The 14,894-nt window shown below is 28.1% G+C and carries 13 protein-coding genes; 5 read left to right on the top strand and 8 right to left on the bottom strand.

Annotation, left to right across the window (positions count from 1 at the left end; all coding sequences use genetic code 11):
- The coding region (gene pepF, locus BN1173_RS01265; protein WP_040236089.1) for an oligoendopeptidase F at positions 1 to 1,568 on the bottom strand (1,568 nt) is incomplete at its 3' end.
- Positions 1,569 to 1,693: 125 nt separating this feature from the next.
- Positions 1,694 to 2,293, bottom strand: a complete 600-nt coding sequence (gene rdgB, locus BN1173_RS01260) for an RdgB/HAM1 family non-canonical purine NTP pyrophosphatase (RefSeq protein WP_014696130.1) — start codon at positions 2,291 to 2,293, stop codon at positions 1,694 to 1,696.
- Between the two features lie 204 nt (positions 2,294 to 2,497).
- Here rdgB and BN1173_RS01255 point away from each other — a divergent pair, with 204 nt between their 5' ends.
- The 3 genes from BN1173_RS01255 to BN1173_RS01245 are packed head-to-tail and all read left to right on the top strand — an operon-like array spanning position 2,498 to position 4,559.
- Positions 2,498 to 3,523: a M23 family metallopeptidase gene (locus tag BN1173_RS01255; protein ID WP_012538765.1), complete on the top strand. Its 1,026-nt coding sequence runs from the start codon at positions 2,498 to 2,500 to the stop codon at positions 3,521 to 3,523.
- On the top strand, positions 3,524 to 4,075 hold the full coding sequence (locus BN1173_RS01250) for a bactofilin family protein (RefSeq protein WP_040236087.1): 552 nt from the start codon (positions 3,524 to 3,526) through the stop codon (positions 4,073 to 4,075).
- Positions 4,065 to 4,559 (top strand): YaaR family protein, encoded by a 495-nt coding sequence (locus tag BN1173_RS01245; protein ID WP_040236084.1) that lies wholly within the window; start codon positions 4,065 to 4,067, stop codon positions 4,557 to 4,559. The genes BN1173_RS01250 and BN1173_RS01245 overlap by 11 nt, the downstream gene beginning before the upstream one ends.
- Before the next feature lie 99 nt (positions 4,560 to 4,658).
- On the opposite strand, the gene BN1173_RS01240 is transcribed toward BN1173_RS01245, so the two are convergent.
- From BN1173_RS01240 to BN1173_RS01220, 5 genes are all read right to left on the bottom strand, one after another.
- The gene (locus BN1173_RS01240) at positions 4,659 to 6,221 is read right to left on the bottom strand and encodes a glycerol-3-phosphate dehydrogenase/oxidase (protein WP_040236083.1); all 1,563 of its coding nucleotides are present in this window, start codon (positions 6,219 to 6,221) and stop codon (positions 4,659 to 4,661) included.
- Positions 6,222 to 6,254: 33 nt separating this feature from the next.
- The gene (glpQ, locus tag BN1173_RS01235; RefSeq protein ID WP_040236081.1) at positions 6,255 to 7,256 is read right to left on the bottom strand and encodes a glycerophosphodiester phosphodiesterase; all 1,002 of its coding nucleotides are present in this window, start codon (positions 7,254 to 7,256) and stop codon (positions 6,255 to 6,257) included.
- Between the two features lie 86 nt (positions 7,257 to 7,342).
- On the bottom strand, positions 7,343 to 8,698 hold the full coding sequence (glpT, locus tag BN1173_RS01230) for a glycerol-3-phosphate transporter (protein ID WP_040236078.1): 1,356 nt from the start codon (positions 8,696 to 8,698) through the stop codon (positions 7,343 to 7,345).
- Positions 8,699 to 8,822: 124 nt separating this feature from the next.
- Entirely contained in the window at positions 8,823 to 10,313 is a 1,491-nt protein-coding gene (glpK, locus tag BN1173_RS01225) for a glycerol kinase GlpK (RefSeq protein ID WP_040236074.1), read from the bottom strand.
- A gap of 64 nt (positions 10,314 to 10,377) precedes the next feature.
- Positions 10,378 to 11,139 carry an MIP/aquaporin family protein gene (locus tag BN1173_RS01220; protein ID WP_014696122.1) on the bottom strand — a complete coding sequence of 254 codons (762 nt, stop codon included), beginning with the start codon at positions 11,137 to 11,139 and terminating at the stop codon, positions 10,378 to 10,380.
- Positions 11,140 to 11,872: 733 nt separating this feature from the next.
- Between BN1173_RS01220 and BN1173_RS01215 the strand changes: the two genes are divergently transcribed.
- Positions 11,873 to 12,481: a deoxynucleoside kinase gene (locus BN1173_RS01215; protein WP_180338383.1), complete on the top strand. Its 609-nt coding sequence runs from the start codon at positions 11,873 to 11,875 to the stop codon at positions 12,479 to 12,481.
- A gap of 71 nt (positions 12,482 to 12,552) precedes the next feature.
- Positions 12,553 to 13,317, top strand: coding sequence for a hypothetical protein (locus BN1173_RS01210; RefSeq protein WP_040236067.1), 765 nt, complete (start codon positions 12,553 to 12,555; stop codon positions 13,315 to 13,317).
- Here the strand turns inward: BN1173_RS01210 and lnt are convergent.
- Complete coding sequence (gene lnt / locus BN1173_RS01205; protein ID WP_040236064.1) at positions 13,281 to 14,834, bottom strand: apolipoprotein N-acyltransferase; 1,554 nt, start codon at positions 14,832 to 14,834, stop codon at positions 13,281 to 13,283. The two genes, BN1173_RS01210 and lnt, sit on opposite strands and share 37 nt — an antisense overlap.
- Positions 14,835 to 14,894: the final 60 nt, after the last annotated feature.

Below are 14,894 nucleotides of genomic sequence, written 5' to 3'. Positions count from 1 at the left end.
GCTGTTATGCCTGTTGCATATTGATATACGTAAAATGGAGAGTAGAAATGTGGGATTCTAAGACATTCTAATGAGCTTTTTTGATCAAACTTAAGACTTTTACCAAAATATTTTGTTAATAAATTCAGGTAAATTGATTTAATGGTTTCTTTTACTACTGGTTCATTTTTGTTGATCATTTCGTGAATTGTATATTCAAATTCTGCAAACATTGTTTGTCTAAAAAATGTTGCAAGTAAATCATCAATTTGATTTAGTTTAATATATTTTATTTTTTCAACGTCGTTTTCATTTTCAAGTAAATATTCTGCAAGGATTTGTTCATTTACTGTAGATGCTATTTCTGCTTCAAAAATGGAGTATTGATAATGAGGGAATGGATTGTTTTTGATACTAAAGTATGAGTGCATTGAATGTCCTGCCTCATGAGCTAAGGTGAACATATCTCTTATAGATTCATCTTTATAGTTCATTAATATATAAGGCTTTCCATTATATGATCCTGCGCTAAATGCTCCTGCTCTTTTTCCCTTGTTTTCGTATTTGTCAACCCAACGTTCTTCTAAAAGCCCTTTTCTTAATACATCAATATATTCGCTTCCTAATATTTCAAGTGATTTTAAAATTTTATCACAAGCTTCTTGAAAAGAATGCTTAAATTTAATGTTTTTTGTTAAAGGAACATAAACATCATAATGATTTAAATATTCTTGATTAAGTATTGTTTTCCTAAATTCATAATATTCATGAAGTACAGATAAATTTTCATTAACCGTTTCTATTAAGTTTGTATAAACTGTTTTATCAATGTTATTTTGAAAAAGCTTCATTGAAATAGTGTCTTGAAAATTTCTTGTTTTTGCTAAAAATTTATTTTTGTTAATATCAGCAATTAAAAGATTGGCCAGTGTATTTTCATGTTTTTCATATTCTTGATAAAATTTTAAAAAAGCTTGTTTGCGTATTTCTTGATTTTCGTTTTGAAGAAATAGGGTGTAAGTGGAATTACTTAATAATTGCCCATTAATGTCTCCAAATTCCATGTCTGCATTTGTTAATGCTGAGAATATATTACTGTATGATGAGTAGAGAGATGTGTAATTGGCAAGTATTTTTTCTTCATTTTCGCTTAAGATATGTTGTTTTTCTCTTAAAATTTTTTCAATAGCTATTTTTTTATCTTTAAGTTCTTTGTCTTGAAGCCATTCTTTTATTTTCGTTGTTTCTATTTTTAAAATTTTTGGAATAAAGAATGATGTGATATTTGATGCTTCTGTTTCTAGATTAATGTTCATGGCACGAAGTTCATTTGAAGTTTGATTGCTTACGTCTGTTTCTAGTTGAATGTGTGTGTAATATATTGTTCTCTCTATTTCTTCTTCAATCTCGTAATAATAATTTATTGCTTCTTTAAACGTATTTAGGTCAAATTCTAAGGTTTCGTATTTTTTAAAATTTTGCAGTTTTGATCTTATTTGTTTAACAGTATTTTTATATTCTTCGTTGTCTTTAAATAAAGAAGATAAGTCCCATTTGTCATTTTCATTGATTTCATTTCTTTCTATCATTAAATTATCTCCATTGTTTAATATAAAACTTTATAAATTATGAATAATAACCATTTTAAATCTTTACTTATAATTTTACAATTAAGTTGGAGATTGTACTGGCTTTTAAAATTTAGTTTTTGGTCTTAATCTAAAAATTGCATTAAAAATTTTTTAAATTTATCAAATGCTATTCCTCTGTGAGATATTTTGTTTTTCTCTTCAAGATTTAATTCGCTTAGTCTTTTATTATTTGTAGTTAAAAATATTGGATCATATCCAAATCCATTTTTTTGATAATAATCAATATTTAGAGCAATTGTTCCTTTAAGTATGCCTTCAAAATTATTTATTGTTCCATCTACATCAATATAACTGATTACACATATAAAATATGCTGTTCTATTATTTTGTTCTCTCATTAAATCTATAATAAGATGATTTTTTTCATTGTTGTCCAGTTTTTTTCCTAATTTATATTGATCATATCTTTTTGAATAAATACCAGGTTCCATATTTAGTGCTTCTATGCATAATCCAGAATCTTCACTAAAGACAGGTTGTTTGTTGTTTAAAATTTTAAATAAAGCTTTTGCTTTTAATAGTGAATTTTCTTTAAATGTTTTTCCTGTTTCTTTTATATCAAAATTTTGAGGAATCTCTATTTTTATTTTGGGTATATCTAAGATTTGTTTCACTTCATTTATTTTATTTATATTGCTAGTTGCAAAGAATAATGTTTTCATTGTATATAATAGTAAATCATTTATGTATATTTTTGATATTTCTGTTACGTTTATAGAAATAATTTTAATCCGATTGAGATAGTATTATATTATGAAGGTATATTTTTTAATTTGATGGTAACATTTAATGTTCAACATTAAGTTAAATCTTATAAGTTTTTTATGTTTAAATTTTATTGATTGATGTTGTGGTGAGGGTTTGTAATGAAAGATAAAAGAGGTTTTAGAATTTTATCATTTTTGAAAAAATTAGATAGGATCTTTTTTACAATTTTTAGTTCTTTTTTTAAATTTTTGAGTCATGTTTGTTCTTTTTTTAAACAAAATATTAGCTTTATGATTATTCCTCATGTTAGAGGGAATGTCAAGAATATAAAGATTTCTTTTTTTACTTTATTTTTATTTTGTGTATTTTTCTTTGTAATTTTTATAGGATTTATTTTTCTTGCTGTTAATTATGTTACTCTTAAATCTATTGTTAATTCTACTGAAAAAAATTATGCACTTGCAGAGTCTGAGATTGAGGATTTTAGAAATACAGTTGTGGAGATTAATTCTGTTTCTAATAATTTTTCTAAAGTTTTAGATGAACTTAGTTCTTCTTTAAGAATCAAGGAGAATAATGTTGGTTTGAATAGAAGTAAATTAGATGGAGATCTTGCAGATTTTATTGATTTACAAATGTTAGAAGCCAATTCGTTTAAGGAATTAAATGATCTTAAGAATGTTAAGAACACGATTGAAGGGTCAATTTCGCCTCTTAAGAATATAGTTAGATTGCTTCATTCTCAAAATAAATTATTGAATGATATTCCTTCGCTTTGGCCTATTATTAAAGGAAATGGTATCGTCTCTTTGCATTTTGGTCCAGCTATTGAGCCTTTTACTAGACAGTGGTATATTCATAAGGGAATAGATATTGCAGGGGTTAGGATTGGAACAGCCATTGTTGCAGCGGCTGATGGTGAGGTTGTAAGAGCTAGTTATCAAGTGACAGGTTATGGTAATTTTGTCCAAATTAAACATAAATATGGACTTTCAACGCTTTATGCACACATGTCTAGATTGAATATTTCAAAGGGTTCTTATGTGAGAAAGGGTCAAGTTATTGGTTTTTTGGGGCAAACAGGATATTCTACAGGTCCACATCTTCATTATGAAGTTCGCATAGGATCTCAAGTTGTAAATCCTGATATGTATTTAAATTTGGCTACGGGGGCTTCTAAATAGATGTTAAATTTATTGGTTATTAAAAGAGATAGAAAGGTTGGATCGTCTTTATTGAGTGATGAAGTTAAGACAATTGTTGGGAAAGGCGATTTTTTTAAAGGAGAATTGGTTTCAAGTAATTTTATTCGAGTTGATGGTGATTTTTTGGGTACTATTAATTCTACTAAAAGGGTTGTAATTGGAGATACAGGGCGTGTTAAATCAAATATTAATGCAAATGAGGTTGTTGTTTCTGGGATAGTGCTTGGCAATGTGCATGCTAATAATAAAATTAAAGTTTTTCAGTCAGGTTGCATTATTGGTAATATTTCATGCAAGTCAATTGAAGTTGAAGAGGGTGCAATTATTGATGGATATATGAATGTTGGGATAGGAAGTCTTAATTTTTCCGAAAAAGATTTATTGATTTATACAGGATCTTATAAAGTTGATGAAAATATTTTGATTGAGGTTAATAAGGGAATGAAATGGGAAAATCGAAACAAGGAGACTTGTGTTCGTGAAAATGATAAATATTTATTTAATGATGTGAGAAAGATGGATGAAGATTGATAATTTAGTTTCAGGTGCTTTTAATCTTGATTTAAAAGACTATAAGGCTTCTAAGAAAAAAATTAATTCTAGTAAAACAAATATTTTTTCTGCAATGTTTAAATCTGAACTTGTAAAAGAAGATAAACATTTGATTGTTTTTGAAAATGGTGAATTTAATCTTGAGTTAATTAAAGATATGTTAGCTGAAATTAACGATATTGGTGAAAAGTTGTTAAGCGAACCTTCGCGTCAGAATGTTATTTTTTATAAAAAAACTATAAGTGAATTTTTATCTGTTGTTTTATCCTATTCTATTTCGCTTAAAGAGCAAAAAGGAGGTAGTAATGGTGAATTTAAGAGACCTAAATACCGCATTATTAAAATTATTAATGAAAAGCTTGATAAATTTGCTTATTCTGTTTTGCAAAATCAGATTTCCCAATTTAAGCTTCTAAGCAGTCTTGAGGAAATTCAAGGATTGCTTGTAAATTTATTTAGATGACCCAAGTTTATTTTGATATTTAAATTAATATTTAGTGATTAGTGTAATTATATTTATAGATTTAAAAATAAAGGAGGATATGACTATATCCCCCATTGATTAGATTAAATATTTTTTTGCTACTTTTTTAAAGTTTTTTATTTGCTCATTTTTCCAAGTTTCGGATTTGCCAAGTTTATGCATCATAATTTCAGCAACTTTTGGTGTAGCTTCGATTGTTGCTTTTGCATTGAAGAGCAGTGCTCTTGTTCTTCTGGATAAAATATCTTCAACGGTTTTTGCTTGTTCAAATTCAATGGCAAAAATTATTTGAGCTTCATTTAATGGTAATTCTTTATGGATTTTATTTTTAAATTCTTTCATTTTACTTAGATATCGAAAATCACTTCCATAGACTCTAAAGTGTTCTGGTATTTTGTTGATTTCTTCTCGTTGCATATATCCGTGTATTTTTAAATTTTCTGTTATTGACATTGCTGCAGGTATTAAATTTGCGTTTATTGCTTTTGTTAAAGCTTTTTCAGCCATCTTTCTATAGGTAGTGTATTTGCCCCCGGCAATTGTGATGAGATTTGAGTTTGATATGAATATTTTTTCATTTCTTGATATTTTAGATGTGTTTTGTTGTCCTTTAGGGTCTATTATTAATGGTCTAATTCCTGCATATGTGCTTAGAATATCATTTCTGTTGATTTTAATATTTAAATAATTGTTCATGTTGTTTAATAAAAATTCAATTTCACTATCTAATCCTTTGGGCTCTTCTTCGATTTTATCTATTGCTATATCTGTACTTCCACAGATAATGACATCATACCAAGGTACGGTGAATAAAATTCTATTATCATTTGTCTTAGGCATTAGCATTGCATATTGTGTATTTAGTTTTTCTTTTTTGATTATCAGATGAGTTCCTTGAGAAGGCTTTATGATGTTAGGAGCATTAATATCATCTAATTTCCTAATTTTGTCTGAAAAGATACCCGTTGCATTTATTATACATTTACTCTTAACAGTAACTTGTTTGCCAGTTATTGTGTCTCGAATAATAGCACCAGATATTTTACCGTTTTTTTTAATAAATTTTGTAAGTTCTGTATAATTAAAAGCATTTCCTCCTTTATTAATAAAAGTTCTAAGCATACTAATTGCCATTCTGGCATCATCAAACGAGTCATCATAGTATAAAACAGAACATTTGAGCCCTTTGGTTTTAATGTTAGGTATTTTTTTGATTGTTTCTGATTTTGATAACAATTTTGTTTTATACTTGTGTTTTTTATGTTTTCCAAGAAGGTTGTGATACCAACTGAGCCCTAAATAGTAATAAGGAATACTTAAAATATTATATATGGGCGTAATAAATGCACGTTTATTTACTAGGTGAGGGGCATTTATTTCAAGCAAAGCTTGTTCATATAAAGCCTCTTTTACCAAGGGTAAGTTAAATTGTGCTAAATATCTTACGCCTCCATGTATTAATTTAGTTGATCGAGAAGATGTGCCTTTGGCATAGTCATTTTTTTCTATAAGTAAGGTTTTATATCCTCTTGTAATCGAATCTATACTAATGCCAAGGCCTGTTGCTCCTCCACCAATTATTATTAAGTCAAAGTTTTGATTATCAATATCCCCCAATACTTTTTTTTTATGTTCTAGCATAAATGAGATATTCTCCTTATTAAAATTATGGTTTTACTGCATAAATTTTATTAATATGTCAACAAAGTCTGTAAATAGACCATCTACTTTAGCTTTTATAAATAACAATTCTAATAATTCGTTTGGATCTTTTACATATGAAGGCAATGCATCAATTCTAAACGTGTAAGGATGAACTTGCATGTTATATTTATGCGCTAAACTTGTAAGACCTGTCATTTGTCCATTAATGATGATTTGGGGTATCCAAGGTCCAATTCCATCAGCATATTTTGCAACCTCAGCCATACCTTCTTCTGATTTAATGTATTCATAATCTGTTGGTGCTTCTTCCCAGTCATTTTCTCCAATGAGCATTATCAATTTTCCCTGATATCCAAGTTCTTCTCTTATTCTTTTTACTTCGTCAAAATCAAATGTTTGAAGATAAATTTTATCTTCTTTTGATTTGTATCCATATTTATTTAGAATATCTATTACGATTTTAGATATGTCTTTACCTTGTTGTTTATGCCATAGTGGTTTTTTGATTTCAGGATAAATACCAATATTTTTTCCTGTGCTTTTGTTTAGTCCTTGTATGAATTTTATTTCTTCTTCTAGGGTTGGAATTTTAAAATCATATTTTGTTTCAGGAAAACGGTTAGGGTATATTGGTTGTTGTGTTTCTGGATCAAATCTTTCGCTAAGGCTTAGTGATTTGATTTCTGCTAATGTGAAATCAACGGAATAATATTTTCCGTTTTCTCTAGCTCTTCCTGGAAACAGTTTTGCAACATTTGTTGTTGTGTCTAGTTCAGGATCGTGCATTACTATAGGGATATCATCTTTTGTTAAAACAATATCTTGTTCTATATAATCAGCGCCTAAGGCATGAGCGTATGCTTTGGCTTCTAATGTATGTTCTGGTAAATATCCGCTTGCACCTCTGTGAGCTATAATTAATGCTGATTTTTTATTTATTTTTGCATTTTCTTTTGCACAAGAAATGATAAGAACAGTACTTATTGCAAACATTATTAATTTGAATTTCATTAATTTAACCTCTCATAACTTATATTTTGTTAGCATATATTATAATATATTTCATTCTTAAGCTTTCATTGTTAACATAACTATTATTATTTATTTCCATTATTTTTTTCTTTTTTCAATGTTAATGCTATAAATGTTATTGCAAATATGCATGAAATCATCAATAAATAGAAATAAACGTCCCAACTAAAGTATTGCAATACAAAACCTGTAATGGCACTAGCAGTAACAGAGCCTCCTATATATCCAAATAATCCCGTAAATCCTGCAGCAGTACCAGCAGCTTTTTTAGGTGCAAGATCGAGTGCATGAAGACCTATAAGCATAACAGGTCCATAGATTAAAAATCCTATTATTGCTAGTAAAACGGTTGTAAGTGTTGGAGTATTTTCTGGTAATTGCCAATATATAATTATTGCAACAAGGGTGGCAGTCATAAATATTATTCCAGTCTCAGACCTTCTTCCGTTAAATACCTTATCAGACATCCATCCGGCAAGTAGTGTTCCAGGGATAGCTGAAAATTCATAAAGGGAATATGCCCATCCTGAATTTTTGATAGAAAAGTTTCTAACCTGTGCAAGATATGTTGGTGCCCAATCTAGTATTCCATATCTTATAAAATATACAAATGCATTAGCAATTGCTATATACCATAGTAGCTTATTATTAAGTACATGTTTGATAAATATTTCTTTTGCATTAAGTTCTTTTTCTGCATCTTCTGTATGGTTATCAGGATAATCGTTTTTATATTCTTCAATTGGGGGTAATCCTACAGATTGAGGAGTGTCTTTTAGTGTCATTAATACAAAAATTGCAATTATTATTACTATAAATGCTGGTACATAAAGTACGGCTTGCCATTCATTAAAGTAAAATAAAGCTTGTGCGGATATTATTCCAGCTATTCCTGCTCCTATATTATGAGATACATTCCAAGTAGCAACAATTATTCCCCTTTCTTTTTTTGACCACCAATGAACCATTGTTCTTCCACATGCTGGCCATCCCATGCCTTGAATCCATCCATTTGCAAACATTAAAATGAACATTAATACTATAGCAATTGAGGTATCAATTGAGCCCCATGGCAATAGTCCAAATGTAATACTTATTGCTGCTGTTAAGGATAATCCTAGTGATAGAAAATATCTAGGATTACTGCGATCTGAGACATTTCCCATAATGAATTTAGAAAATCCATATGCAATTGAAACTCCAGATAAAATGATTCCTAGTTGACTTTTATTTAAACCTTCTTTTTCAAGTTCTGGCATTACAAATGAAAAAATCTTTCTTGTTAAATAGAATCCAGCATATCCAATAATTATTGAAATAAATATTTGTAATCTTAATTTTTTATATAATGATTCTTCTAATTCCTTGTCTACTCTTTGTATGTGAGGCGCTGGTTTTAGAAAATTAAATATCTTTTTCATAATTTAACATCTCCATTTTTTTGTAATTTATTAATTCCATTTCTTTAATATTAATTCTATATGTTTTAATCTATAATTTAATCAATATCACTTAACTTTAAAAGTTATTATAATTAATGATTGATTATTCAATCCAAGATTTTGCCCTATTTATGGCTTTATGCCAATTATAAATCAAATCTTCTCTTTGACTTTGTTTCATTAGAGGTTCAAATATTTTATCTGATTTCCAAAGACTTGTAATCTCTTCTGTATTTTCCCAATATCCTATGGCAAGTCCTGCCAAATATGCAGCGCCAAGAGCTGTTGTTTCTGTGATTTTTGGTCTTACAACATTACATTGTAAAATATCAGCTTGAAATTGCATGAGTAAATTATTTTGACTAGCTTTACCATCAACCCTTAGTTCTTTAATATTAAAACCTTTAATTGAATTTTTCATTTCAGTTAATACATCAAAGCTTTGAAAAGCAATGCTTTCAAGTGCAGCTCTTGTAATGTGTTCTTTTGTTGAACTTCTTGTAAGTCCAATAATTGTTCCTCTGGCATAAGGGTCCCAATGTGGTGTTCCAAGGCCTACAAATGCTGGTACGAAATAGATACCCCCATTATTATTTACTGAGGCAGCTAGTATTTCTGCATCGCTGCTTTTTGTAAATAGTTCTAAATTATCTCTTAGCCATTGAATTACAGCTCCGCCAATGAAAATACTTCCTTCAAAAACGTAAGTTGTTATATTTTTTTTTACCCATGCAATTGATGTTAATATTTTTTGTTCATTAATTATAGGTTTATGTCCTATATTAACTGTAGTAAAACAACCGGTGCCATAAGTGTTTTTTGCCATTCCTTTTTGAAGACATGATTGTCCAAATGTTGCTGCAAATTGGTCTCCTGCAATGCCTGAAATATTGATTTCTATTCCCATTATGGAAGAGTCAATTTTTCCATATATTTCTGAACTTTGTTTAAGTTCAGGTAAGATTGATTTTGGAATGTTTAAGATTTGTAGTAGATCGTCATCCCAATTAAGAGAATTAATATTTAAAAGTAAAGTTCTTGATGCATTTGAATAATCTGTAATATGTATTTTACCTTTAGTAAGATTCCAAATTATCCAAGTATCTATTGTGCCAAAACATAATTCTCCTTTTTCTGCTCGTTCTCTTGCTTGTGAAACATTATCTAGTATCCATTTTATTTTTGTTCCACTAAAATAAGGGTCTAGTACAAGACCTGTTTTTTCTAAGAAAATTTTGTCTTTGCCCTGTGTTTTAAGTTCATCACAAATTTTTGCTGTTCTTCTGTCTTGCCAAACTATTGCGTTATAAATTGGTTGGCCTGTATAGCGATCCCAAATAATAGTTGTTTCTCTTTGATTTGTAATTCCGATTGTTGCAATTTCATTAGGATGAGTTCGTGCATTTGCTAATGCTTCTGATATTATTTCTAGTAGAGAACTCCATATTTCATTTGGATTGTGTTCAACCCAACTTGGATGAGGATAAATTTGTTTAAAGTCTTTTTGTGCAAATCCTTTTATATTTGCATTTCTGTCAAAGATTATTGCTCTTGAGCTAGTTGTTCCTTGATCTATGGATAAAATGTATTTCATAAAAATTTTTTCTCCTTTTCCTTTATTATTGTGTTATAGTCAATATTATTATTTGTATTTACAATCATTTTTTGTCTTTTAATGTGAGTTTATAAACCATTGCACCTATGTTAGCACCAATGATAGGTCCCAATATGGGGATTATAAGTACATTAATGTCGTTAAAACCATGATTTTTAAATCCAGCTATTAATAATAATATTCTTGGGCCTAAGTCTCTTGCTGGGTTAATAGCATAACCATTCATGCCTCCAAAACTTATTCCAATGGCTATAACTATTGCTCCAATAATGAAAGGGAAAAATGGATTTTGAATATCTTCTTTTATAAATTTGCCAACAACTAAGACTAGAAACATTAATAGAAATGTTCCAAATATTTGATCAATAAATCCAGGCCAAAAACCAGGAATAGCGGGAAAAGTTGACATGATTCCCTGGGTGATTTCAAATTTAGGATCTATTTCTATCCATTTGGGATAAAATACGATAAGTGTCATTAATGCGCCAGAGAATGCTCCAAGTATTTGGGCTGGAATATAGTAACAAAGTTTTGATTTTGGAAATTTACCAATAGTTGCCAGTCCAAGACTGATTGCAGGATTTAGATGAGCGCCACTGATTTTTGCAGCGGTGTAAACCCCAAATGTTACACCTAAACCCCATCCAAACACTATATTTGTATATCCACCATTTATTATTTCTCCAGCTATAGTGGGGTTTGATGGAAATAATGTTGTCATAGCTACAGAACCTGTCCCTATTGAGAGTAAAATAAATGTTCCTAAAAATTCTGAGATAAATTCTTGAGTTTTTGTGTAAACCATACTTTAACCTCCTTATTGTAGATAAGACTTAATTTTATAGAAGAGCTTTTGATAAATAATTTATATTATGATTGATGTAATTTAACTAACATAATAATAAGAAAACAAACTATTTTGTTTTTGTATGGGGGATGATGTTTTGTTATTATCGTTTGATTTTCTCTCATAATACTTTTAACTATATGACATTTACATTTGATGATTAAAATTCCTCTCAATATAATTCTTATGTTGATTGACCATTGTTTTTTGATATTATTTATTGTTTTAAAATTGATGCCATTTAATATAGACAAAGTCATATAGTTTTTTTGCTTTTTTTTAGAATATAAGTTTTTATTTGTTGATTTTTTACTTTGATTTATAAATTTTATTATGTTGATATATTGTTTATAGTTTTTTGTTTAAATAATTATTAATTATTATTTTTGGAAAGATTTTAATTATTGTTTTAGGCAATATTAATTTGTTATTGAAATTGGTTAATTCGGATTGATTACCCATTTAATGTTCCTCTGAATTGATCATTGAAATATATAGGATTGTTTCATGCTATAGAAATTTTATTTTTTATTGTTGTTAATGTCAATAATTTAAGACTCTTGAAATTTATTATTTTAATTTTTTTATTTCTTCATTTGATTGTTTGTTTCATTGAATTTTTTGTTATGTTTTTATTTGTTTCAATGATGCATTATTTATTAATTAGTAATTATGAATTTTGGAGGTAGGCTTGGTAATTGTACTTGAGGGATTAATAGGTGTAGGTAAGACTACGCTTGGACATATTTTATCTTTAGATCTTGAAATTCCTTTTTATCGTGAATTAGATAATGAATTTACATTGTCTATGTTAAATGAGTTTTATAAGGATAAATTTAGATGGGCTTTTCCAATGCAAATTAGTTTTTTGAATGAAAGATTTAAACTTATAAAGAGTGTATTTAAATCTAAAGGAAAAGGGATACTAGATAGATCTATTTATAGTGATTGTGTTTTTGCTTCTTTCTTGAATGATAATGGATACATTTCTGATAATGAATATAAAATATATCTTGATTTACTTGATAATATGTTAGAGCATTCTAAAAAACCTGAGTTGATGATATATCTTGATTGTAGTATTGCTGAGGCTGAGAATCGTATTAAGAAAAGAAATAGAAGTTGTGAGACAGGTATTTCAAAAGATTATCTTGAGAAACTTAATAAGAAATATTTAACTTGGTATGATAGTTATAATTTGTCTCCCAAATTAATGTTTAATTATGATAAAATAAATGTTTTTGATGATAGAGAGAAAAGCAATCTCATTACTTTCATTAAAGATAAACTTGTAATATAATTGTTTATGATTTTTGAAATTATTAGTTTGGTTTTGTTTTTTGGAATGACTAGATTTCATTGGAGGTTAACATGAAAAACTTGGCCTTATTGTTTTTTTCTTGTATTTTTATAAATTTATTTGCAAGTAATGATTCTTTAATTGATGAGAGACAAAAGGAACTTGCTATTTTTTATTATGAGGTTGGACAGCGGTATATTGATGTTGGAAAAGTTACAAAGGGGAAAATTTTTCAAAAAAAAGCTTTGGAAATGTATCCAAAATTAAAAGGGGAAGTTGATCTAAAAAGTGCTGTAGAGGATATTGATTCTAAGATGAAGTTAGAAGGTGAGGCAACTTTTCTTTCTTTTGATGATGTTAAACTTGATGATATTCCAGGAATAATTCACGATAAGATTGAAATTAGTGAAGTTACAAATGCTCCTAGAATAGAATATGTTGCAAGTAGAGAAAGAGAAAATCACAAAGAGCAAGCCGTTAAATTTCAATTTAATAAATTTGTAAGGGCTTTTCTTTTGCAAGATTTAAATTTGCTTGATTCTGTTATTGCTGATGATGTTAAAGTTTTAGGTAAAGTTGCACCTAAATCCGATTTTATTGCCAATTTGGAATTTGCTTCAAGTGATTTTAATAAAGATGATTTAGGTTATCTTTCAGTTGATGATTTTTATGATCTTAAATCTTTAAGTATTACGAAAACTACAGATACGTCTTATACTGTCAAGGTTAAAGCTAAGAAGAATGATATTACTCAAAATATTCCATTTTGGAGAGATGTTCAAACTTTATGTTTTGTAAATCAAGATAATAAATGGTTACTTTTTTCAGTTAAATGATATCTTAGGGTCATAATTACAATTGCTATTGCTAAAGCATGTATAAAGAGGTCTCCAATGTATTCATAGATTGTTGTGAATCTTGGGGGCAATTTTATTTTTGATACCAGATATCCTTCTTTAAATGTTTCTAAACTTTTTACATTCTCACCATATTCGTTTATTATAGCAGTTATTCCTGAGTTAGTAGCTCTGATTGTTTTAATTCCGTTTTCTATGCTTCTAAATTTTGCCACTACAAAATGTTGCCATTCTGATGAATTTGTATGTGACCAAGAATCATTTGAAAAATTTAATAGTAAATTGGCATTTTGTTTTTTATAGCTTCTTGCAAGATCTGGAAATGCATCGTCATAACATATTAAAAAACCTAGATTAAATTTTTTAAGCTTTAAGATTTCAAGTCTATTTCCGTTAGTTTGTCCAAAAAGGCCAAAATTTTTATAGAAAAATTGTCTTATAAATTTATATTCATAAAATGGTATTTTTTCTGAAAATGGAACCAAAAATATTTTAGAATATATATTAGTTATTTCGAGGTTGGGATTTATTGCATAAACAGAATTTTGATGTGTAAGTAATCGTTTATCTGTTTTTGATGGTGAGCCAATTGCAAAGTAGGCTTTATTGTTTATTATAAGTTCATTTACTGAATTATATAATTCAAGCAATTCTTGATCGTAATATGCATAATCTTTATAAGTATTGAAAGGATAAGTTAATACTCCTTCACTCCAGAGCACGAGTTCTGTATTTGGATTTTCTCTTAGTGCTTGTTTTGTAATTGTAATAGATTTTTTAATGCCTTCTTTACGATTGCCAGGCAACCAAGAATCAATATTAATTTGAATTGCTGCAATGTTTAGTGTATCTATTTCTTTGTTTAAGATTGGATTTAATGCTACTTTTTTTATGTTTCCATAAGCAAAAGATGTACTTATTAATAAAATAGAAAATAACATACTTAGTATATTTGTTTTATTTTGATTTATTAAAAAATTTGCAATTCCTGCATTAAAAAAATAAACTACAAAACATACAAAGAAAACCCCAAGAGTATCAGCTACTTGTATTAAATCATTAAAATTATGTACCATAAATGCTGAAAATCCCCAAGGATATGCTGGAAATCCAATTGATTTTGAGTAGTCATATAATGTGAAGAGTATAGCTAAGGTTAATGTTTTGTTATTAAAAGTTTTGAGTGAGTAATATAATAAATATCCTAAAACTAAAGCATAAGGAATATATCCAAGTATTGCTCCTAAAAAAGTAATGATACCGAATGAATAAAAGAATGCAAGCCAAAAACTTTGTAAACTATTGGCTATTAAAAAATAAAATGTTGTTAGGGTAATAAGAGTTTTTTTATCTTTTGTTTTAATTAACGCAATAAAAAGTGGTATGTATGCTATTAAACCAATGTGTGAATATCCCATATTATTTATTTCATTTGGAATTGCTAGACTTGTAAGCAATCCAGAAAATGCGGCTAGAGAAAAATATCTTGTTTTCATTCTTTTCCTTTTTTGTTTTATTTTTGTCTTTAAAACTTCCTATCATAAAGTTGAAATCTG

Origin of the sequence: Borrelia crocidurae (assembly GCF_000825665.2) — a bacterium.
Classification (GTDB): Bacteria; Spirochaetota; Spirochaetia; order Borreliales; family Borreliaceae; genus Borrelia; species Borrelia duttonii.
The sequence above is the reverse complement of the archived record's forward strand: the minus strand, read 5'-3'. Positions and strand labels throughout refer to the sequence as shown.